General features: G+C 41.7%; 26 protein-coding genes. 5 read left to right on the top strand and 21 right to left on the bottom strand.

The features are described from left to right. Window positions 1–412: 412 nt before the first annotated feature. The 18 genes from rplQ to MSC25_RS12915 form a co-directional block, all read right to left on the bottom strand. Window positions 413–814 (bottom strand): 50S ribosomal protein L17, encoded by a 402-nt coding sequence (gene rplQ, locus MSC25_RS12830; RefSeq protein ID WP_004589197.1) that lies wholly within the window; start codon window positions 812–814, stop codon window positions 413–415. Between the two features lie 39 nt (window positions 815–853). Further along, window positions 854–1,840 (bottom strand): DNA-directed RNA polymerase subunit alpha, encoded by a 987-nt coding sequence (gene rpoA, locus MSC25_RS12835; RefSeq protein ID WP_004589198.1) that lies wholly within the window; start codon window positions 1,838–1,840, stop codon window positions 854–856. A 24-nt stretch (window positions 1,841–1,864) separates the two neighbouring features. Next, window positions 1,865–2,485, bottom strand: coding sequence for a 30S ribosomal protein S4 (gene rpsD / locus MSC25_RS12840; RefSeq protein WP_004589199.1), 621 nt, complete (start codon window positions 2,483–2,485; stop codon window positions 1,865–1,867). A 21-nt stretch (window positions 2,486–2,506) separates the two neighbouring features. Continuing rightward, window positions 2,507–2,893 carry a 30S ribosomal protein S11 gene (rpsK, locus tag MSC25_RS12845; protein WP_002959471.1) on the bottom strand — a complete coding sequence of 129 codons (387 nt, stop codon included), beginning with the start codon at window positions 2,891–2,893 and terminating at the stop codon, window positions 2,507–2,509. A 12-nt stretch (window positions 2,894–2,905) separates the two neighbouring features. Further along, window positions 2,906–3,262, bottom strand: coding sequence for a 30S ribosomal protein S13 (rpsM, locus tag MSC25_RS12850; protein WP_004589200.1), 357 nt, complete (start codon window positions 3,260–3,262; stop codon window positions 2,906–2,908). Window positions 3,263–3,387: 125 nt separating this feature from the next. After that, complete coding sequence (rpmJ, locus tag MSC25_RS12855) at window positions 3,388–3,501, bottom strand: 50S ribosomal protein L36 (protein ID WP_002959476.1); 114 nt, start codon at window positions 3,499–3,501, stop codon at window positions 3,388–3,390. A gap of 22 nt (window positions 3,502–3,523) precedes the next feature. After that, on the bottom strand, window positions 3,524–4,852 hold the full coding sequence (secY, locus tag MSC25_RS12860) for a preprotein translocase subunit SecY (protein WP_004589201.1): 1,329 nt from the start codon (window positions 4,850–4,852) through the stop codon (window positions 3,524–3,526). Between the two features lie 10 nt (window positions 4,853–4,862). Next, window positions 4,863–5,297: a 50S ribosomal protein L15 gene (rplO, locus tag MSC25_RS12865; RefSeq protein ID WP_004589202.1), complete on the bottom strand. Its 435-nt coding sequence runs from the start codon at window positions 5,295–5,297 to the stop codon at window positions 4,863–4,865. A 4-nt stretch (window positions 5,298–5,301) separates the two neighbouring features. Then, window positions 5,302–5,484, bottom strand: a complete 183-nt coding sequence (gene rpmD / locus MSC25_RS12870) for a 50S ribosomal protein L30 (protein WP_004589203.1) — start codon at window positions 5,482–5,484, stop codon at window positions 5,302–5,304. Window positions 5,485–5,486: 2 nt separating this feature from the next. Continuing rightward, the gene (rpsE, locus tag MSC25_RS12875; protein WP_004589204.1) at window positions 5,487–5,993 is read right to left on the bottom strand and encodes a 30S ribosomal protein S5; all 507 of its coding nucleotides are present in this window, start codon (window positions 5,991–5,993) and stop codon (window positions 5,487–5,489) included. 9 nt (window positions 5,994–6,002) lie between these two features. Further along, on the bottom strand, window positions 6,003–6,353 hold the full coding sequence (rplR, locus tag MSC25_RS12880) for a 50S ribosomal protein L18 (RefSeq protein ID WP_004589205.1): 351 nt from the start codon (window positions 6,351–6,353) through the stop codon (window positions 6,003–6,005). Between the two features lie 9 nt (window positions 6,354–6,362). Further along, window positions 6,363–6,896 (bottom strand): 50S ribosomal protein L6, encoded by a 534-nt coding sequence (gene rplF, locus MSC25_RS12885; protein WP_004589206.1) that lies wholly within the window; start codon window positions 6,894–6,896, stop codon window positions 6,363–6,365. A 13-nt stretch (window positions 6,897–6,909) separates the two neighbouring features. Then, window positions 6,910–7,302, bottom strand: coding sequence for a 30S ribosomal protein S8 (rpsH, locus tag MSC25_RS12890; protein WP_004589207.1), 393 nt, complete (start codon window positions 7,300–7,302; stop codon window positions 6,910–6,912). Between the two features lie 21 nt (window positions 7,303–7,323). Further along, entirely contained in the window at window positions 7,324–7,629 is a 306-nt protein-coding gene (rpsN, locus tag MSC25_RS12895; protein ID WP_004589208.1) for a 30S ribosomal protein S14, read from the bottom strand. Window positions 7,630–7,639: 10 nt separating this feature from the next. Beyond that, complete coding sequence (rplE, locus tag MSC25_RS12900) at window positions 7,640–8,179, bottom strand: 50S ribosomal protein L5 (protein WP_004589209.1); 540 nt, start codon at window positions 8,177–8,179, stop codon at window positions 7,640–7,642. 16 nt (window positions 8,180–8,195) lie between these two features. After that, a complete protein-coding gene (gene rplX, locus MSC25_RS12905) occupies window positions 8,196–8,510 on the bottom strand; it encodes a 50S ribosomal protein L24 (protein ID WP_004589210.1) in 315 nt (104 codons plus the stop codon). 10 nt (window positions 8,511–8,520) lie between these two features. Beyond that, window positions 8,521–8,889 (bottom strand): 50S ribosomal protein L14, encoded by a 369-nt coding sequence (gene rplN, locus MSC25_RS12910; RefSeq protein WP_004589211.1) that lies wholly within the window; start codon window positions 8,887–8,889, stop codon window positions 8,521–8,523. 278 nt (window positions 8,890–9,167) lie between these two features. After that, the gene (locus tag MSC25_RS12915; protein WP_248443654.1) at window positions 9,168–11,138 is read right to left on the bottom strand and encodes an AsmA family protein; all 1,971 of its coding nucleotides are present in this window, start codon (window positions 11,136–11,138) and stop codon (window positions 9,168–9,170) included. A gap of 311 nt (window positions 11,139–11,449) precedes the next feature. On the opposite strand from MSC25_RS12915, the gene MSC25_RS12920 reads away from it, so the two are divergent. Further along, on the top strand, window positions 11,450–12,613 hold the full coding sequence (locus MSC25_RS12920; protein WP_248443655.1) for a hypothetical protein: 1,164 nt from the start codon (window positions 11,450–11,452) through the stop codon (window positions 12,611–12,613). A gap of 277 nt (window positions 12,614–12,890) precedes the next feature. Continuing rightward, a complete protein-coding gene (locus MSC25_RS12925) occupies window positions 12,891–13,577 on the top strand; it encodes a TorF family putative porin (RefSeq protein ID WP_004589216.1) in 687 nt (228 codons plus the stop codon). Window positions 13,578–13,855: 278 nt separating this feature from the next. Here the strand turns inward: MSC25_RS12925 and MSC25_RS12930 are convergent, their stop codons facing one another. Beyond that, on the bottom strand, window positions 13,856–17,434 hold the full coding sequence (locus MSC25_RS12930) for a M1 family aminopeptidase (RefSeq protein WP_248443656.1): 3,579 nt from the start codon (window positions 17,432–17,434) through the stop codon (window positions 13,856–13,858). 9 nt (window positions 17,435–17,443) lie between these two features. Beyond that, entirely contained in the window at window positions 17,444–18,325 is an 882-nt protein-coding gene (locus tag MSC25_RS12935) for an ABC transporter ATP-binding protein (RefSeq protein WP_029773142.1), read from the bottom strand. A 185-nt stretch (window positions 18,326–18,510) separates the two neighbouring features. On the opposite strand from MSC25_RS12935, the gene MSC25_RS12940 reads away from it, so the two are divergent. Then, window positions 18,511–19,188, top strand: a complete 678-nt coding sequence (locus tag MSC25_RS12940) for a nitroreductase family protein (RefSeq protein WP_029773143.1) — start codon at window positions 18,511–18,513, stop codon at window positions 19,186–19,188. Between the two features lie 6 nt (window positions 19,189–19,194). On the opposite strand, the gene MSC25_RS12945 is transcribed toward MSC25_RS12940, so the two are convergent. Next, window positions 19,195–19,503, bottom strand: a complete 309-nt coding sequence (locus MSC25_RS12945; RefSeq protein WP_004589220.1) for a metalloregulator ArsR/SmtB family transcription factor — start codon at window positions 19,501–19,503, stop codon at window positions 19,195–19,197. Between the two features lie 99 nt (window positions 19,504–19,602). On the opposite strand from MSC25_RS12945, the gene MSC25_RS12950 reads away from it, so the two are divergent. Both MSC25_RS12950 and MSC25_RS12955 read left to right on the top strand, forming a co-directional pair. Further along, window positions 19,603–19,791 (top strand): DUF2892 domain-containing protein, encoded by a 189-nt coding sequence (locus tag MSC25_RS12950; protein ID WP_004589221.1) that lies wholly within the window; start codon window positions 19,603–19,605, stop codon window positions 19,789–19,791. Next, entirely contained in the window at window positions 19,791–20,135 is a 345-nt protein-coding gene (locus MSC25_RS12955) for a rhodanese-like domain-containing protein (protein WP_004589222.1), read from the top strand. Before MSC25_RS12950 ends, MSC25_RS12955 begins: the two co-directional genes overlap by 1 nt. Window positions 20,136–20,169: the final 34 nt, after the last annotated feature.

Genomic DNA, 20,169 nt, shown 5'->3' on the forward strand with positions numbered 1-20,169 from the left:
GGAGATCCGAAAACAGATCAACCCTTTTTTGAAGAAAACTTGAAATAAATGACTGTTCGCTGAGTATTTGAGCTAAACGCTCAAAAACCCTACTAAAAGTAGCCTTAAGCCCACTAAATTAGCGAGTTAAAATTATATATCTCTGTTTGATTGGCCAATTTGCTTTATCATTATCCAAATTACATTGTACATCTACAGCCTGGGGTATGTTTTACAAACCTTATACACTCGACTTATAGGGTTACCGCTTAATTAAGCTTTTTGAGAGTGCAGGCTTTATAACTACATTGGTTTAACAGAATGAAGGTAATAGGTAATAGGTAATTATCAAGTAACTATTTGGAGGGATATCAAATTTTAGGCATTAAAAAGCCGAGCATTAAGCTCGGCTTTTTGGTGTCTCTTTAAAGACTTACTCTGCAGACTGCGCGTCTTCTTGAACTTCTTCGTTAGTCGCTGGGCGACCTACTAGTTCAATATAAGCCATTGGTGCATTATCACCAGCACGGAAGCCACACTTAAGAATACGAGTGTAACCACCTGGACGGTCTGTATTACGAGGACCGATTTCGCTGAACAATTTACCAACTACTTCATTATCACGCGTGCGAGCAAACGCTAAACGGCGATTTGCTACACTGTCAGTCTTAGCCAGTGTGATTAAAGGTTCAATTACACGGCGTAACTCTTTCGCTTTAGGCAAAGTAGTTTTGATGATTTCATGTTTCACCAAAGAACCTGCCATATTGCTGAACATCGCTTTACGATGGCTACTGTTACGGTTTAATTGACGACCACTCTTACGATGGCGCATGACCCTATCCTTCTAACTAAACTAATATAGTGATTTAGATTATTCAGCTAGGCTTGCAGGCGGCCAATTTTCTAGGCGCATGCCTAGAGAAAGACCACGTGAAGCTAGCACGTCTTTTATTTCAGTTAGAGACTTCTTGCCTAGGTTAGGCGTTTTAAGAAGCTCAACTTCAGTGCGCTGAACTAAATCACCGATATATTGAATTTGCTCGGCTTTCAAACAGTTTGCTGAACGTACTGTTAGTTCAAGATCATCAACTGGACGAAGTAGAATAGGATCGAATTCTGGCTTCTCTTCTTTCTCTTCTGGCTCAGTTACATCACGTAAATCTACGAATGCATCTAATTGCTCAGCTAAGATAGTAGACGCACGGCGGATCGCTTCTTCAGGATCTAAGGTGCCGTTTGTTTCCATATCAATGATTAACTTGTCTAAGTCTGTACGTTGCTCAACACGGGCTGATTCAACCGAGTACGCAATACGTTCAACTGGGCTGAATGATGCATCAAGCAGCAATCGACCAATTGGACGCTCATCGTCATCAGAGGATAAACGACTAGATGCCGGCACATAACCACGACCACGCTCAACACGAATACGCATGCTGATCTCGCTGCTATCTGTCGTTAAATGACAAATAACGTGATCTGGATTAGCAATTGTTACATCGCCATCGTGCTGAATATCAGCCGCAGTCACAGGGCCTACACCAGATTTAGTCAGGGTCAGAAAAACTTCATCTTTGCCTTCTAACGTTACTGCTAGACCTTTTAGGTTTAGTAGTATTTCAATGATGTCTTCTTGTACGCCTTCTTTCGCGCTGTACTCATGCAATACACCGTCGATTTCTACTTCAGTTACTGCACATCCAGGCATAGATGATAACAGTATACGGCGTAAGGCATTACCCAGAGTATGGCCAAAGCCACGCTCTAGTGGTTCTAAAACTACTTTAGAACGCGTTGGGTTGATAGCGTCGATATCGACTAACCTTGGTTTTAGAAATTCTGTAACAGAACCCTGCATTTTATCCTCTCTTAACTCTTAACTTTACTTAGAGTAAAGTTCGACGATTAGTTGTTCATTAATGTCCGCAGACAGATCTGAACGCTCAGGTAGGCGCTTAAAGCTACCTTCCAATTTCTTACCGTCAACTTCAACCCAAGTCGGCTTTTCACGTTGCTCAGCCAACTCTAGAGCAGCGATGATACGTGCTTGTGTTTTAGACTTCTCACGGATTACTACAGTATCTTCTGGAGCAATTACGTATGAAGGAATGTTCACAACACGACCATTAACTAAAATCGCTTTGTGGCTTACTAACTGACGTGCTTCAGCGCGTGTGCTAGCAAAACCCATGCGATATACAACATTGTCTAAACGTTGCTCTAAAAGCTGTAACAAGTTTTCACCTGTATTACCTTTAAGGCGAGCAGCTTCTTTGTAGTAATTACGGAATTGCTTTTCTAATACACCGTAGATACGACGTACTTTTTGCTTTTCACGTAATTGTAAACCGTAATCAGATAAGCGACCTTTACGAGCGCCGTGCTGACCAGGTGCAGTCTCAAGTTTACACTTAGAGTCGATAGCTCTTACGCCGCTCTTAAGGAACAGGTCAGTACCTTCACGACGACTCAGCTTGAGCTTAGGGCCCAAATATCTTGCCATGTTATTTCTCCTAACCTATTGTTAAACGCGACGTTTCTTCGGTGGACGACAACCATTGTGTGGTATTGGCGTCACGTCAGTAATGTTGGTGATACGGTAACCAGCAGCATTCAAAGCACGTACAGCAGATTCACGACCTGGACCTGGACCTTTAATGAAAACTTCTAGATTTTTTAAACCGTATTCTTGAGCAGCAGTACCTGCACGCTCTGCAGCAACCTGAGCAGCAAATGGTGTAGATTTACGTGAACCACGGAAACCTGAACCACCGGCAGTAGCCCATGATAGTGCATTACCTTGACGGTCGGTAATTGTTACAATAGTGTTGTTGAAAGACGCATGAACATGAGCCATACCATCAGCAACTTGCTTTTTAACCTTTTTACGACGAATTGGTGTCTTAGCCATAATACTATCCCCTTATCGCTTAATAGGCTTACGAGGACCCTTACGGGTACGCGCGTTAGTCTTTGTTCTTTGACCACGTAGTGGTAAAGAGCGACGGTGACGTAGGCCACGGAAACAACCAAGGTCCATAAGGCGCTTGATATTTAGAGTAACTTCACGACGAAGGTCACCTTCTACAGTGTACTTGCCAACTGCATCACGCAGTACGTCAAGAGTTTCGTCTGAAAGTTCACCGATTTTTGTGGTCTCGGCGATACCAGTCGCTTCTAAGATAGCCTTAGAGCGAGTCTTACCTATGCCATAAATAGCTGTTAAACCAATAACTGCATGTTTATGATCAGGGACGTTAATGCCAGCGATACGGGCCACTAACACATCTCCTATATTTGAATTTGGTAATCAAAAGTTTGAAAAGCCCGTAAGGATACTCAAACGAAGACCAAATCACAACTAAAAACACAGGCCGAGAAATCTCAGCCTGCACGACTGTTTACTTAGCCTTGCCTTTGCTTATGCTTAGGCTCACTGCAAATTACGCGTACTACACCAGCACGTTTAATAACTTTACAGTTACGGCATATTTTCTTAACGGAAGCACGTACTTTCATTGCTCAACTCCGTAAACTGACCTTATCGGCCGTAGCCTTTAAGGTTCGCTTTTTTCAGCACAGAATCATACTGATGTGACATCAGGTGAGTCTGTACTTGTGCCATAAAGTCCATGATTACTACAACGATAATCAAAATTGATGTACCGCCGAAATAGAATGGCGTTTGCCATGCCATAGTCATGAATTCGGGCACCAGACAGATAAAGGTTATATACAAAGCACCTGCCAATGTCAGGCGTGTCATCACTTTATCAATGTATTTAGATGTCTGCTCACCTGGACGAATACCTGGGATAAATGCGCCAGATTTCTTCAGGTTGTCTGCTGTCTCACGCGGGTTAAAAACCAACGCTGTGTAGAAAAAGCAGAAGAAGATGATAGCTGCTGCTAGCACCATCGCATACAAAGGCTGACCTGGAGTCAACGTTGTTGCAATAGCTTGTAGCACATCAGCGACCGGACCTTCACCCTGGCCGAACCAGCTTGCAATTGTACCAGGGAACAGAATTATACTGCTAGCGAAGATTGGTGGAATAACACCCGCCATGTTTACTTTTAGTGGTAAATGCGTGCTTTGAGCAGCAAATACTTGACGACCTTGTTGGCGTTTAGCGTAGTTAACAACGATACGACGTTGTCCACGTTCGAAAAACACTACAAGATAAGTAACAGCGAATACTATAACCGCAACCATCAACAGTACAAAAACATTCAAATCACCTTGGCGCGCCATTTCGGCTGTCGAACCAATAGCAGACGGCAGGTTAGCTACAATACCAACAAATATAAGAACTGAGATACCGTTACCGATACCGCGTTCTGTTATTTGTTCGCCCAACCACATTAGGAACATAGTACCAGTTACTAAACTCACCACTGCGGTGAAATAGAAACCGAGACCCGGGTTAACAACTAACCCTTCCATCATGCCCGGTAAGCTAGTTGCAATACCGATTGATTGGATAGTAGCAAGCACAAGCGTGCCATAGCGTGTGTACTGGCTAATTTTTTTACGCCCTTGCTCACCTTCTTTCTTAAGCTCTATAAACGGAGGATACATATGCGTTAATAGTTGCGTAATAATCGAAGCCGAGATATACGGCATAATACCCAGTGCTAACACTGAAGCTCGCTCAAGCGCACCACCGCTAAACATGTTGAACATCTCAACAATGGTGCCCTTTTGTTGCTCGAAGAAATCGGCAAGTACAGCGGCGTCAATCCCAGGGATTGGCACAAATGAACCTAGACGGTAAATAATGATAGCACCTAAAACAAATAGTAATCGACGCTTCAATTCCGAAAGTCCACTTTGTGCACTTTGTGTATCTTGACCTGGTTTAGCCATTAGTACTTCCTTAGTCTTCTACCTTGCCTCCGGCAGCTTCAATAGCTTCGCGAGCACCTTTAGAAGCCTTAAGGCCTTTAACGGTAACAGCGCGTGAAACTTCGCCAGATTTAACAACTTTAACGAACAGAACGTTCTTTTTAACTAGACCAGCTGCTTGTAACGCGTTTAGGTCTACCACATCGCCTTCAACTTTAGCGATTTCAAAAAGGTTTACTTCTGCAGATACTAACGATTTGCGTGAAGTGAAACCAAATTTAGGCAGACGACGTTGCATAGGCATTTGACCGCCTTCAAAACCAACGCGTACTTTACCGCCAGAACGTGATTTTTGACCTTTGTGACCACGGCCACCAGTCTTACCAAGACCAGAACCGATACCACGACCAACACGTTTTGGAGCAGTTTTAGAACCTGCAGCAGGTGAAAGTGTATTCAAATGCATGAAATTAACCCTCTACCTTAACCATGTAAGAAACTCGGTTGATCATACCACGCACACATGCTGTGTCTTCTAACTCAACAGTGTGGTTGATACGACGTAAACCAAGACCGCGTAATGTAGCTTTATGCTTCGGTAAACGACCGATAGAGCTCTTTACTTGTGTTACTTTTACAGTTTTATTTGCCATGGTTACCCCAGAATTTCGTCTACGCGCAGACCACGTTTAGCAGCGATTGACTCCGGAGAATTCATGTTCTCTAGAGCTTGAATCGTTGCACGTACTACGTTGATCGGGTTGGTAGAACCGTAACATTTAGAAAGTACGTTCTGCACACCAGTAACTTCTAGTACTGCACGCATAGCACCACCTGCGATGATACCAGTACCTTCAGATGCTGGTTTCATGAACACTTGTGAGCCAGCATGACGTCCTTTAACAGGATGCTGTAATGTGTTGCCATTTAGGTCTACATTGATCATGTTGCGACGTGCTTTTTCCATTGCTTTTTGAATAGCAGCTGGAACTTCACGAGCTTTACCATAACCAAAACCTACTTTACCTGCGCCATCACCAACTACAGTTAGTGCAGTGAAGCTAAAGATACGACCACCTTTAACTACTTTAGACACACGGTTTACCGCGATTAGCTTTTCAGCTAAATCAGGCTGTTGTTGCTTTGCTTCTACGTTAGCCATTGTCTACTCCTAGAATTGCAAACCGGCTTCACGCGCAGCATCAGCTAGCGCCTTCACACGGCCGTGATATTTAAAGCCACTGCGATCAAAAGCAATCTTTTCGATGCCTTTGTCAGCCGCACGTTCTGCAACCGCTTTACCAACTGCTTGTGCAGCTGAAACGTTGCCTGTGCCTTTAACTGTTTCGCTAATAGCTTTCTCAACAGTAGAAGCAGCAGCCAGTACAGTACCCTCAGCATTAACTACTTGAGCGTAAATGTGACGTGGCGTGCGGTGGATAACAAGACGCGTTGTGCCTTGTTCAATATAATTTCTACGAGTGCGTTTAGCACGACGTAGACGAGCTGTTTTTTTATCCATCGTCTTACCTTACTTCTTCTTAGCCTCTTTACGGCGTACATTCTCATCTGAATAACGAACACCTTTACCTTTATAAGGCTCAGGTTTACGGTATGCACGAATGTTAGCAGCTGTTTGACCAACTAACTGCTTATCTACGCCCTTAACTAGAACTTCTGTTTGGCTTGGAGTTTCAATCGTAATTCCCTCAGGAACTTCGAAATTAACTGGGTGCGAGAAACCAAGTGTTAAGTCTAAAACTTTACCCTTAGCTGCAGCACGGTAACCAACACCTACTAACTGAAGTTTCTTCTCGTAACCTTCATGCGTACCAACAACCATGTTGTTGATTAGAGCGCGAGCAGTACCTGCTTGTGCCCATGCATTAGCTACGCCTTCACGAGGTAAAGTTGTAATAACGTTGTCGTTAACTTGTACTTCAACAGCGTTGTTGATAGTACGAGTAAGTTCACCGTTTTTGCCTTTAACTGTGATGTCCTGGCCTTTTAATGTAACTTCTACACCGGCAGGAACATTGATTGGTGCCTTTGCTATGCGAGACATAGTTCCCCTCCGATTAAGCTACAAAGCCAATGATTTCACCACCAACACCAGCACTACGTGCTGCGCGGTCTGTCATTAGGCCTTTAGAAGTTGATACGATAGCGATACCAAGACCACCCATTACCTTCGGTAATTCGTCACGTTTCTTATAGATACGTAGACCAGGGCGGCTAACACGCTGGATATTTTCAATTACAGCTTTGCCTTCGAAGTATTTCAACTCGATAGAAAGCTCAGGTTTCGCTTCGCTGTTTACAGCGAAATCTGCGATGTAACCTTCGTCTTTTAATACTTTAGCTACTGCTACTTTCAGCTTTGAAGTTGGCATCGTTACAGATACTTTCTTCGCTGATTGACCGTTACGGATACGTGTAAACAAATCCGCGATAGGATCTTGCAAGCTCATAGTCTTACTCCCGTGATACTATTACCAGCTAGCCTTTTTAAGGCCAGGAATTTCACCGCGCATAGCTGCTTCGCGAACTTTAATACGGCTCATGCCGAATTTGCGAAGGAAACCATGTGGGCGGCCCGTAATGTTACAACGATTACGTTGACGTGCAGGGCTAGAATCACGTGGTAAAGCTTGAAGCTTAAGTACCGCGTCCCAACGATCATCTTCAGATGCGTTAACATCGCTGATGATAGCTTTTAGTGCTGCACGCTTTTCAGCGTACTGAGCAACTAGTTTAGTGCGCTTTGCTTCGCGCGCTTTCATAGAATTCTTTGCCATAACCCTACCCTTATTTCTTGAATGGGAAGTTAAACGCTTCTAACAACGCACGGCCTTCCTCATCAGATTTCGCAGAAGTTGTGATTGTGATATCCATACCGCGTACACGGTCTACTTTATCGTAATCAATTTCTGGGAAGATGATTTGTTCACGTACGCCCATGCTGTAGTTACCACGTCCATCAAAAGACTTAGCACTCACACCACGGAAGTCACGGATACGTGGGATAGCGATTGATACCAAACGCTCAAAAAAGTCCCACATACGCTCGCCGCGTAAGGTTACTTTACAGCCTATTGGGTAGCCTTCACGCACTTTGAAGCCAGCAACAGATTTGCGTGCTTTAGTGATTAAAGGTTTCTGACCAGCGATAGCTTCTAGATCCGCAACAGCGTTATCTAAAATCTTCTTGTCAGCTAGGGCTTCGCCCACGCCCATATTTAATGTGATCTTTTCGATCTGAGGGACTTGCATGACAGAGCTGAAACCAAACTTCTCTTGAAGCTCAGCAACTACTTTGTCTTTATATACTTCATGCAGTTTCGCCATCATTCTACTCCAACTATTAGATAGTTTTACCAGTAGATTTAAAGATACGTAATTTCTTACCATCTTCAATCTTGAAACCTACACGATCTGCTTTACTCGTTTCCGAGTTGTAGATCGCAACGTTTGATACGTCGATAGACGCTTCTTTCTCAACAATGCCGCCAGCTTGGTTCAATTGTGGAACCGGCTTTTGGTGTTTCTTGATTAAGTTAATGCCTTCGACAAATACTCGACCAGACTCGGTAACAACTGAAAGCACTTTGCCGCGCTTACCTTTGTCTTTACCTGCTAGTACGATTACTTCGTCATCACGACGGATTTTTGCTGCCATGATAGACTCCTTACAGTACTTCTGGGGCTAGTGAAACAATTTTCATGAACTTATCATTACGAAGTTCACGAGTCACAGGGCCGAAGATACGAGTACCAATTGGCTGCAAGTTATCATTTAAGATAACAGCCGCATTGCTATCGAAACGGATCAGAGAACCGTCCGGACGACGAACGCCTTTTTTGGTACGCACAACTACCGCGTTTTTAACATCACCTTTCTTCACTTTACCGCGAGGAATAGCTTCTTTCACAGAAACTTTAATGATATCGCCAACTGCCGCATAGCGACGGTGTGAACCACCAAGGACTTTTATACACTGCACTTTGCGAGCGCCGCTGTTATCAGCAACTTCCAGCTGAGTTTGCATTTGGATCATGTTAATGACCTCCGGTGTAGTAATTACAACTTGCCTTAAATTTGTTTAAAATCAAGGCACTTCGATTAAATCCCACTCAAAAAACAACAGAGTTGTCTCTTAAGGGCGGGCAATTGTACCAGCATTGGCTAGTGAGTGGTAGGTTATTTTTTAATTAATTTAAGGGAAGGACAGATTAAAACTGAGTAAAAACCGCTATGTAGCTATTTTACAAGTGGTTATAAAACAATCAAGGCGCAAATAGCGCCTTAATTATTTATTTGTGGGGTTTAATAGTATTAGCCAAATAAGCCTTTTAGTTTATCTTTGACTTTGTCCTTGGCTTTTTCTTTTGCTTTCTCTTTGGCATCATCGAGCTTTTGCTTTGCTTCATCTTTAAGCGCGTTGCTTACATCTAGCTTAAAGCCAACGTCATGAAATGGGCCTTCTATACGCAGTGGGATTTTAAAGCCTGTACTATCATCTGTAGTGCCTTGCCCTTCAATCGAATCAACAATGCCGGTCACTAAGCGATAATCAACATTGGTTTTAGGCAAATCTACATCGCCCTCACCTGTAATACGAATAAGTGGGCTCATCAGCGATAGGTCGTTATTATGGCCCACGCCATTAGTAAAGTTAAAGCTACCGGTGAGCGCAGAAAAATCTGTTTGCTCTGATTCTTCAAAGCCTGTATCTAGCCCTTCACTCACAGCTCCAAGGTTACCAGTAATAAGCTCTTTGCCTTTGCGAACCATTTCAGCCACGTTTGCGCCTTTAACAGCACCATCGGCAAATTCAAAGCCAACCTTGCCATTTAATGCATTAATAAAGGTTTTTTGACTTTGCCCAGTTGTGGTTAAATTCCAATTTAATGACCCTTTACCCATGAGCTTATCAAAGCCAGCTGCATCAGTGAGTAACGGTTGTGCGTCTATGTCGGCTAAATCAAAATTTGTGCTTATTTTATACGGCGTTTGCTGCGCATTTATGTTGATAACTCCTTTACCAGTGCCCTCATATGCTTTAAAGCTATCTAAGCTTAATTTAGCAACGCTGTTGTTTAAATCGACTGTAAATTGATTAGCACCTAGCTCAATATCGTTAGCTTTTAAACCGCTTGAGCGAATAACTACATTAGCATTAAGTGCATTTAATGCGCTTAAATCAATTTTAGTATCGTCCCAAACAATCGGCTGCGCGGCTTTAGGTTCTTCGCTTTGCGGCGCTTGCTGCTTAGCGACTACCTCCGGTAAGTAGGGATTCAAATCAAGCATACCTAGGTCTATATCAGCATTAACCGCTAGTTTATTTCCTAAGTTTACTTCACTTTTTCCTTTAATCTCTAATTCATCTAGGGTAGCAATCAGCTCTTCTAAGTTAAACGTATCATCTATAAGATGCATTTTACCGTTTACACTAAACGCATTAAATGCATTTTCTTTAGCGTTTAAGTCTACCCCTTGCCAAGTTGCTAGCTCTTTAACAGAGTCGCCACTTAGCGCTAACTCGCCTTTTATATCTTTACCTTGGCGAGCAATACTGCCGTTAAAAGTAAGATCGACCAAGCGAGAGTCTACGCTTTGAGCAACCTCAAATGTCGCCCCTTCAATTGCCTTTGCCGGCGTATCAAGTTTTACATCAAGCTCAAAGCGCTCTTGCATATATGTAATGCCGCCTTTGATCTCTAGTGTCTTACGTAGTGAAGGAAGTAAAATAGCCAATTCCAAGTCACTAATTTGTTGTTTAGCGCCTGTTTGCCCATCTAGGTAAGTAAACGTACCACCGTAAATAGCCACTTCACCTAACTCTATATCAAAGTTCTCTGGTAGTTTAACTGACTCGCCTGATTGAGTTTGCTCTTGCGGCTGCTCTGCTACAGCATCAAACAACTGCCAGTTAGCTTTACCGTTTTTATCAGTTTCTAATAAAATATTGGGCTCGTTAATAACAAACTTATCAAGTTTGAATTCGCCGCCAAATAACGATAACCATGGTATATGCACAGCTAATTGCTCCATACTTGCCATGTAGTCGCGTGAGCCTGTCTGCATGTTTGCAAAGTGCACATCGTTAAGCTCTAACTTTAATGCAGGAAATACACTAAGCGTTTTATCACCTTTAATAGTAAGTGTGCGCCCTGTTGTTTTTTCAACCTGCTCAGATACTTTATTAAAAATAGTATCGGTTGGGATTAAAAACGGAGCGGCAATAATTAACGCAATACAAAGTAAGAGTATTACACCAACAATTTTGAGTAAGGTCTTCATGATCATCCTTTCAAACGTGCAAATAATGTTCTTATCATAGCGAGTGTTAGCTTTAAAATCATTGTCGTTGTGACAAAAAAGCACTTTATTGTAATTTATTTAATTTGAAATGAATTTATGCTTAAAAGTAAACGTTGCGAAATTGGTGACTAAAAGTAAAGTTCATCAAGTTTAAATCTAACCAAGTATTAAACCCTACAACATTGCATCCCTTGAATTGTTAGGTATGATGCACGGCCCTGTTGCTATTGGCGTATTTGCGCTAAAATAAAGCAGCTAAAAAATGTATCTACTCGGAGACTCTACAAGGCATGAAAAAACTGCTAATTTCACCGTCAAAAATGGCGCTAGGCGAACAAGAAAGTCAAATTTACCAAAACATCTTGAAGCAAGCTTCAGAACTAAGCCTAAACCTAATGGCCGTGAAAGTAGAAAACCACCCAGAGGATTTTTTAGGCTGGTGTTACGAGCTACTAAGTGCAAGTAAAGACCGTATAAATTACGATTTACTAGAGCCACAACAACTGCCAGTTTTAAAAAAGCTGCACGACCAGCTAACCTCAGCAATTAGCTTTTTACAGCTTAAAACACTACGTGTAGCACCTTGGCCTGTTATTAGTATGTTTGTAGAGCAACATAAAAAACTTATTGCACTGGACGAACAGCTTCGCCTTACCACGTATTTGCACAGCATTCGTGAGCAAGCACTAAAAGATATGATCCCAGAGGATTTACTGGCATTTAGTGGTAAACACACTGCCACGCTCGACCCAAGCACCTATAACTTTGATGTTGAATGGTTCGCATCAACAAAAAGTGCAAAGGGTTTTCATCAAATGCTAGCCGACTTGCCTGGCGCGTTTGACGATGCACTTGCTAACATCCCGCTTGAAGGTGATGTGAGCGAAGCTGATTACCAACAGTTTGTTGTTGCTTATTTACTTGCCTTTAACGGTAGCGATGAAAAACCAACCCTTGCTCCTGCTACACGTTTATTAGCAATGCGCCGCCCAGATGTATTTACGCCAATTAGTAATAGCCGTCTTGATGCATTATGCGCAGCTTTAGGTATTACAAAATTAAACAATCGCGACTTTGAGCGCTACTGGCAAGATATAGTACAAAGCATTCATGCTATGTCGTGGTTTAAAATGGCTAATGGCAGCAATGAACTAGAAGAGCAACTAGTTAGTATAAAAGCATTATTACCGTGCTTTTTTTACTATGCAGATGCCAGCACGGCCGACAACTCAAATTATATTAAGCTATTAAATAAACCTAAACGCAGCACAACAAGTGCGGGAAAACCACAGCGCAGAGGTAAAGAGTCAGCCGAAATACTTGTAGACCGTGCACTTGGAGCCGATGACATTCCCGAGCATATTCGTAGCAAACGCGACTCTATTATTAGCGAAGTACAAAAAGGCCGCGGAGTAAACGAAACAATTAGTCTTATGCGCACTATATTTGGCTAAATTTACCTAACCTAACTGTATTTTTCTGGTGCAGTTAGGTTAATTTATGCACCAGCAGTGTGCGTTTTTTAATTAACTCCCTCAATCATCCCCTCTTCTAGAACTCCTCAACATATTGTTTTATAAAAGTAAAAAAACAGTTTTATAGAAATTATTTTAAGCTGGCACATACAGTGCAATTGCATTCCCAGTTAAACAATAAAACACCGCCAGTCAAAGGGTTGCCAATAAGAGAATAAAAACCTAGGCGATAAAAATCATATAACGGGAAATGGACATGCTAAAACTAAAAAAAACCATCGCAATTAGCGCAATAGCTTTATTAGGTGCTACATCTTTAACATCAACAGCCGTACATGCAGAAGTAACAGCAAACGCAGCGGCTACGTCTAACTACTTATGGCGTGGTCAAGAGCAAACTGGGGGCGATGCTGCTATTTCTGGCGGTATTGATTACGCTGACGAGTCAGGCTTTTATGTAGGTACCTGGGCATCAAATGCTTCATGGGCCGATGAAATGACTTATGAGCTTGATGTTTACGCGGGTTTTGGTGGCGATATTAACGACACATTTAGCTACGATGTAGGTTACATTTATTACGCTTACCCAGATGCAGCTTCTGAGGCAGATGCTGATTTCTCTGAAATTTACGGTAGCATCAGCGCAGAAGGTTTCACCTTTGGCGCTGCAATCCTTGCCACTTCAGCGGCAGATGGCGATGGCACCGACTTTGGCGATTCATTATACCTAAATGCCGATTACAGCTTTGCTGTTGGCAGCAATGGTACTGAGGTTGCGCTGCACTTAGGTCACTACTCTGGCGACTTTATAGGTGATGATAATATTATTGATTACGGTATCTCTGTATCAAAAGATGGTTTTACTTTTGGCGTATCTGACACCGACATGGATGAGTCAGATGTTAAAGTTTACGTAGGCTACGCTGTAGACTTTACGCTTTAAAACAAAATGTGTTACTTGCTGCAACACTAAGGGCCTTTTGGCCCTTTTCTCGTTTAGGGCACCTAAATACTCACAGCGCCTTTTAATTTTAGCGACTAAAGCACCTTACTATAAAACCCACTTCGGTTAATCGCCGAGCTCCTCGCTGCTATTACCTCTTTTTACCAATATGCTAATTCGCTTTATTAAGCTTTAATCCGCATTGCTATTAGCAATTCGCTAAAACAAAAAAGGCCGCATTAAATGCGGCCTTTCCGTTAATTGCTAATCGTTAATCGTTAAAACTTAGCTAGGTTATTTTTACTGTCTTTATCTACAAGCTTAATGTACGGGTCTACCCCCGCGTACACTGGCTTTTCTTTTACTTTTAGCTCAATAGTATTAGTACCAGACACTATTTGATGCTTTTGCGAGTAAATCACAAAGTCTTCAGCGAGTAGGTTTTCAGGATCATCGCTAAATAATGCAATATCAATTAGCTCATCGAGCGGCTGCTCGGTTTCTTCACCTTGTCCATCGGCATGCTGCTTAGTTGCTTCAACGCTCAGTGTTACTGTATAAAAACCTTCGCTATCAGCATCATCTGTAACCGACACTTCTTTCATTTCAAGCTCATAAAGCGTTATATATTTAAACTGATCATCAATAAAACGTTGTTCAGCTTGTGTTGCATCTCGCTTTAAATAACTAAGTAAATCAAGTGTGGTTGGGTATGGCGTTGCTTGGTATTTAAACTCATTCAAAAATGCTTTAAGTGCGGCATTTAAGCGTTCTTCACCTAATCGGTCATACAAAGCCATCATCGCAACCGAGCCTTTATTGTAATGAAGATATTGTTGAGACTGCGTTTTATACAGCGGCATTTCTTCAAAGGCTTCGCCTGTGCGGCCCATTAAGTATCTATCTAACTCGTACTTTAAGAACTTACGAAGCTTCTCGGCGCCAAAGCGTTTTTTTAGCACCATAAGCGCACTGTATTGGGAGAGCGATTCAGAAATAACGGCACTGCCCTCTACATTAGCCCCCGATACTTGATGCCCCCACCATTGGTGTGCAACTTCATGTGCGGTTACATAGTAAGGTAGGTCAACTTTACTCTCATCTCTTAAGTCTGTAATAAAGCCAATACTTTCTGAGTAAGGTACCGTATTGGCAAAACTTTGCGCAAACGAGCGATACTTAGGAAATTCGATAATACGTAACTGCTTATGCTGATATGGCCCAAAGGCTTGCGTGTAGTAATCTATTGAGTCTTGTACCGACTCAATCATACGGTCAACATTCCATGCATGATCTTTGTGGTAGTACACCTCAATATTTACACCGTTATGTTCAACCTTTTTGCTTTCAAGCTCCGCCGAAAGAACAGAATAAAAGTTTAAAATAGGGGCATCCATTTTATAAACAAAAGTACGTCGTCCGTCTTTTACACTTTCACTTTTTAAATAACCGGGTGTAATAGTAAATTGTGACTCATCGGTGGTTACTGTTGCCTCGTAGTTTATAAAGCCATTAGCAGGTCCAAACTCATTTTGCGTATAATAGCGGCTGTCTTCTAGTTTATGTGCACGTTCAAGCTCGGGTAAATCGTGCTTACGGCGCTCATACTTATCCGCAATTTGAAAATACTTTTGATAACCAAAATTTGGTAATAATTCTCTATTATTTACAAATGTACCGTTATGCACGAGTTGAGTATCAGATCCTCTATCAACAAAACCGTCGTGTTCACGAGAAACTGAAAGCTCACCTTCGCGTACTTCATTAGGCATTAGCGGTTGTTCAAACTCAAACCATACCATGCCAAAATCGGTTAAACGCTCAACTATTTTTCCACCCGCCATTTTTACATCCCAGCTTTTAGATTGGCTAGGCTCGTTAATTAACACACGGGTTATTGGCTCGTTTGCGGTATTGGTAAACTTAATTTTAGCCACGGCATTTAAAGCACGTTTTTTAGGATAAATATCAATGTGTAAATCAACATCAGTTATTATAGGCAGTGGCAAGTCTTTGTATTGTGAGAACTCTTGCTCATACCTTACTCGTAGCGCTTCGTTATCATCACTTGTTACAAACTCATTGATTACACGGGTGTTGTAATAAATGTTATAACCCGCGCCCACAAATACCAATAAACTTATAACGGCTGCAATCTGGCCTTTTAAAGACATGTTGTAACGCACTAAAGATAAACGCGTACGCAATGTTTGCGATGGACCACGATGCCATAAAGCAAACCCTACAATAGCTAAAAACACACTCAATGCGCCCCAATATAGGGTATACCAATGCGCGCCTTGTAAAAAATGCCCGTAACCGTTTATGTCTGAATACGGTACGCTGCTGCTTTGTGAAAAATGATACATATGATGCTCAAACCCGTAAGCACCCATTACCATTTGAGCAATGTAATACAGAATAAATAAACCCATACCTATGTATTTGTTAGGGCTAATTATTTGTAAAAAGAACGCCAAAATAGCCATCATAATTAAAGGCAATAATGTAATGTAACCCAACCTAAATAAGTACTGGCCAAGCTCTAAGTTAAATTGCCCCTTAAATAGTTGCACCGCAATGGTAAACATCATACCTACTAAATAAAGGCCACAAACCGCAGTGATTAGCGCAATAATTTTAGATACCCAAAACACACTGTTATGCACCGGGTAGCTGTCAACAATATCGCCCATACCACTGTGGCGTTCTCGCCAAACCAGCTCTGCGCTGTAATAAGCAATAATAATAAACATAAATATAGCGGAGGCGTTTTGAATAATGCCCACCATGTTTTGTGTGAGCGGCCAATCTGTTGTGCCATATGCGCCTATAGGCGCAAAAAGTGGTGCGAGTAACGTAATAATACTGACACCCGCTAAAATCATAAAAGGAGCACTTAATATAACCTGCTTAAGCTCAAATAAGCTGCGCATTACTAATTGCGATTGCGTATTGACCCCTTTTGACTTGTAATTTTTAGCGCTGCTAATAAGTGCTGCTTGTTTGTTTTTTACAAACGTAGAAACAGCAAATTGCTTTTTCTGTTTTTTAGTGACTACGCGGTTACCTAACTTTCCGAGGCCAAAAAACATCGCTAAACTTAGTGCTACCCATAAAATACGGTTAATTAAAAAATCGCCCGAAAGCGTTAACACTTCAGTATTTTTATCACTTACAGTCCAGTAACGGGTTAAGTCAATTAACGACCCAGTGCCAAATGGGTCTGCGTAAACAACAATATTTCTAAACGCTAAATCGTCAAAATAGATACTCGCCAATTGGTAGCTTATATAGATCACCACGGCCGTTACATATACCGCCATCATGGTTTTAAAATAAACCGCCACACTATTAAAAATAGCACTGAGCACCAATAAGCTTGGCACCGCCAAATATAAAAAAGGCGCAGCGTAATATATAAACTTATTAGGGCCTACTAGTTCACTATCGAGCCAGCCAACCAACAAGCCAAACTGAGATCCCAAAAATACGCCTAGTGGCACAGTTAAAAAAACAACGAGCACAACCAAGTAAGAACCAAAAAAACGCCCTGATTGATAAGCAAGCGGGTTAACGGGCTTACTAAACACCAGCTCATCCATTTTGGTCTCGCTGTTGCGAATCGCTGAGCTTGCAACAAAGTTAACCACTAAAAACATAGCAAGCGTACAAAAGGTAACCGTTAAAACCATAATGGTATAAGGCGAGTTCATATGAACATTAGCCCCACCTAGCGGAAACTTACTACTGGAGCTTATAAAAAACGCCATAAAAAAGAAGATTAATGAGGTCACATAAAACGAAGGCTGGCGCACAAAATAGCGCAGCTCAAACGCGAGCATATTAAAAAACATAGCGCCCCCTTATGCTACTTGGCTGTTACGATGATTAAGCAACGTAGAAAAATATACATCTTCTAGGTTTGCACTGCTGAGCTCAAAACCTTCAGGGGCTTCATTGGCTAATACATGTAATATGGTTTGCCCTGCAAATAAGCGTTTTGAAATAACAGGCAGTTGCGGCTCAAGCTCTAGTGCTTCTTCTTGGCTCATGGCTTTGCGCCAAATTTGGCCTTGGAGTTTATCGGTAAGGGCAATGGGGTTACCCTCTAATAGTATTTTTCCGCCTGCCAGTACGGCCATGTTTGGGCAAAGCTCTGCCACATCTTCAACAATGTGGGTCGATAATATAACGACTTTTTGCTCGCCTAAGCTTACTAACAAGTTATGAAAACGATTTCGCTCTTCAGGGTCTAGGCCTGCTGTTGGTTCATCAACAATTAGTAAATCAGGGTCACCTAGTAAGGCTTGTGCAATACCAAAACGCTGGCGCATACCGCCCGAAAAGCCACTTACCGCTTTTGAGCGATGTTGATATAAATTAGTATGTGCAAGCAAGCCTTCTACCGACTCTTTACGCTCGCCTTTGTTATGAATGCCCTTTAAAACAGCCATATGGTCTAGCAAGTCGTAAGCACTTACGCGAGGGTATACACCAAAATCTTGCGGTAGATAACCTAAACGTTGGCGCAGAGCCTGTGGGTCTTTAAAAACATCAATACCATCAAAAGTAATTGAACCCGAATCGGCAGATTGCAACGTAGAAATAGTACGCATTAGTGATGATTTACCCGCGCCATTTGGCCCTAGCAGCCCAAACATTCCTTTTCCTATAGATAAATCAACACCTTGTAGTGCATGTACGCCATTATCGTAGGTTTTAGATAACCCTGTTATTGATAGCATTTTTACTTCCTTGAATTTTAATAGTTTTTTTATTGCGCTTTTTATATCACATTAAAAAAAGGAACATAAGTTACGCAGTGGTTAATTTTGTAACAATAAATAAACACGATAGGTAATAATACTTGCCTCGCATTTATTCAGTCGGTATAAAAACCACACACACACTTTATAAGAAGCGTAAAGCCATGCAAAAACATCAAAGCCAACCACTAAACGACTTTATAGAATACCCTCACGATGAAATGCTAAAACGCGCAACCGAATTTTTACAAACCAGCCAGCGCCGCCATAGTATTCGCAGCTTTAGCGACCGACCTGTGCCTAAAAATATAATTGAAGCCTGTATAAAAGCAGCAGGTACCGCGCCAAGTGGAGCGAATCATCAACCGTGGCATTTTGTGGCTATAAACAGTAGCGATGTAAAAAAACAAATAAGAGAGGCCGCCGAAAAACTAGAGCGCTCTTTTTATGAAGGCAGAGCAGGAGAAGAGTGGCTTGATGCGCTAAAACCATTAGGTACCGACGCCAATAAACCCTATTTAGAACATGCGCCTTGGCTTATTGCAGTGTTTAGTCAAAAAAAAGGCGGTGTGAATACGGATGATAAAAACACCAATTATTATGTGCACGAATCAGTAGGGCTGGCTACTGGGTTTTTAATACAAGCCCTGCACCGCTGTGGCTTAGCTACGCTTACCCATACACCTAAACCAATGAGTTTTTTAACCGACATTTGTAAGCGCGACAAAGACAACGAACGTCCTTACATGTTACTTATTGCGGGCTACCCAAGTGACGATGCAACTGTACCTGCCCATGCACTTGATAAAAAGTCGCTTGATGAGATTGCCACTTTTATTTAAAGCAAATTACTCAGCGGTACTTTGCTTACAAAACCACTCGTATAGTAACGTAATAATCGACTCAACTTTTGGGTCGATTAACGAATAATAAATTGTATGTCCCTCACGGCGAGTTGCCACTAGCTGGGCGTTACGTAAACTCGCCAAATGCTGAGACAAAGCAGACTGTGCCAACGGAACATTTTGATTTAACTCACCTACACTTTGTTCACCTTGCAATAAACTACATAAAATCATTAAACGGTTTTTATTTGCCATTAATTTTAAAAATTGCTCTGCCTGCTGAGCGTTTTCTGCAAGTTGTTCAATATTCATTGTGATACTTAATTATTTTGCGTGTTTTAATTATAGACTTTTACATTAGTAAGTTCTAATATAATTAACATTAGGAAAAACTAATATTAAGGTCAATTCATGAAAATAAGTGACGCCATACTCTTAATTGGCGGAAGTGCCGTTACAATTTCTGTGCTTTTAAGCTACTTTGTTGATAGTAACTTTCAATTTTTAACGTTATTTATTGGTATTAACTTAGTGCAATCCGCCTACACTAAATGGTGCCCATTAATGACTTTTTTGCGCAAAAGAGGATTTACAGACTAATGCTTACTTCAATTCCTGATTTACTAAAAATTATCACACCTAACCAACGCCGTATTGATGCAGCGCAAGCTAAGCAAGAGTTAGAACAAAATAAAGGTTTACTTATTGATGTACGCGAACCCGCTGAGCATGCCAATGTAGCTGCGGTAGGGGCAATAAATATTCCACGCGGATTACTCGAAATGAAGCTAATGGAAATAGAAAAAGACGCTGCACGCCCTATTTACTTACATTGTGCCAGCGGTGCCCGCGCCACTTTAGGTGCAGAAGCGCTAACCCGCGTCGGCTACGAAAACGTTACCGTTATTACGTGTAATGCAACGCAAGTAAGTGAAGTTTTTTAATTGCTTCACAAAAAAGTAACCTAAATTGCCTACA

The organism is Pseudoalteromonas sp. 1CM17D (assembly GCF_023161805.1).
Classification (GTDB): domain Bacteria; phylum Pseudomonadota; class Gammaproteobacteria; order Enterobacterales; family Alteromonadaceae; genus Pseudoalteromonas; species Pseudoalteromonas atlantica.

Bases quoted from the DNA above. Each gene is read 5' to 3' on its own strand.
- rplF (WP_004589206.1), bottom strand. From the start codon at position 6,896: ATGTCTCGCATAGCAAAGGCACCAATCAATGTTCCTGCCGGTGTAGAA.
- MSC25_RS12920 (WP_248443655.1), top strand. From the start codon at position 11,450: ATGAAAAAACTGCTAATTTCACCGTCAAAAATGGCGCTAGGCGAACAA.
- rpmD (WP_004589203.1), bottom strand. From the start codon at position 5,484: ATGGCAAATAAAACTGTAAAAGTAACACAAGTAAAGAGCTCTATCGGT.
- rpsD (WP_004589199.1), bottom strand. From the start codon at position 2,485: ATGGCAAGATATTTGGGCCCTAAGCTCAAGCTGAGTCGTCGTGAAGGT.
- MSC25_RS12945 (WP_004589220.1), bottom strand. From the start codon at position 19,503: ATGAATATTGAACAACTTGCAGAAAACGCTCAGCAGGCAGAGCAATTT.
- MSC25_RS12950 (WP_004589221.1), top strand. From the start codon at position 19,603: ATGAAAATAAGTGACGCCATACTCTTAATTGGCGGAAGTGCCGTTACA.
- rplN (WP_004589211.1), bottom strand. From the start codon at position 8,889: ATGATCCAAATGCAAACTCAGCTGGAAGTTGCTGATAACAGCGGCGCT.
- rpsH (WP_004589207.1), bottom strand. From the start codon at position 7,302: ATGAGCTTGCAAGATCCTATCGCGGATTTGTTTACACGTATCCGTAAC.
- rpsN (WP_004589208.1), bottom strand. From the start codon at position 7,629: ATGGCAAAGAATTCTATGAAAGCGCGCGAAGCAAAGCGCACTAAACTA.
- rpsE (WP_004589204.1), bottom strand. From the start codon at position 5,993: ATGGCTAACGTAGAAGCAAAGCAACAACAGCCTGATTTAGCTGAAAAG.
- MSC25_RS12915 (WP_248443654.1), bottom strand. From the start codon at position 11,138: ATGAAGACCTTACTCAAAATTGTTGGTGTAATACTCTTACTTTGTATT.
- rpmJ (WP_002959476.1), bottom strand. From the start codon at position 3,501: ATGAAAGTACGTGCTTCCGTTAAGAAAATATGCCGTAACTGTAAAGTT.
- secY (WP_004589201.1), bottom strand. From the start codon at position 4,852: ATGGCTAAACCAGGTCAAGATACACAAAGTGCACAAAGTGGACTTTCG.
- MSC25_RS12935 (WP_029773142.1), bottom strand. From the start codon at position 18,325: ATGCTATCAATAACAGGGTTATCTAAAACCTACGATAATGGCGTACAT.
- rpsK (WP_002959471.1), bottom strand. From the start codon at position 2,893: ATGGCTAAGACACCAATTCGTCGTAAAAAGGTTAAAAAGCAAGTTGCT.
- MSC25_RS12930 (WP_248443656.1), bottom strand. From the start codon at position 17,434: ATGTTTTTTAATATGCTCGCGTTTGAGCTGCGCTATTTTGTGCGCCAG.
- rplR (WP_004589205.1), bottom strand. From the start codon at position 6,353: ATGGATAAAAAAACAGCTCGTCTACGTCGTGCTAAACGCACTCGTAGA.
- rplO (WP_004589202.1), bottom strand. From the start codon at position 5,297: ATGCATTTGAATACACTTTCACCTGCTGCAGGTTCTAAAACTGCTCCA.
- rplQ (WP_004589197.1), bottom strand. From the start codon at position 814: ATGCGCCATCGTAAGAGTGGTCGTCAATTAAACCGTAACAGTAGCCAT.
- MSC25_RS12940 (WP_029773143.1), top strand. From the start codon at position 18,511: ATGCAAAAACATCAAAGCCAACCACTAAACGACTTTATAGAATACCCT.
- MSC25_RS12925 (WP_004589216.1), top strand. From the start codon at position 12,891: ATGCTAAAACTAAAAAAAACCATCGCAATTAGCGCAATAGCTTTATTA.
- MSC25_RS12955 (WP_004589222.1), top strand. From the start codon at position 19,791: ATGCTTACTTCAATTCCTGATTTACTAAAAATTATCACACCTAACCAA.
- rpoA (WP_004589198.1), bottom strand. From the start codon at position 1,840: ATGCAGGGTTCTGTTACAGAATTTCTAAAACCAAGGTTAGTCGATATC.
- rplX (WP_004589210.1), bottom strand. From the start codon at position 8,510: ATGGCAGCAAAAATCCGTCGTGATGACGAAGTAATCGTACTAGCAGGT.
- rplE (WP_004589209.1), bottom strand. From the start codon at position 8,179: ATGGCGAAACTGCATGAAGTATATAAAGACAAAGTAGTTGCTGAGCTT.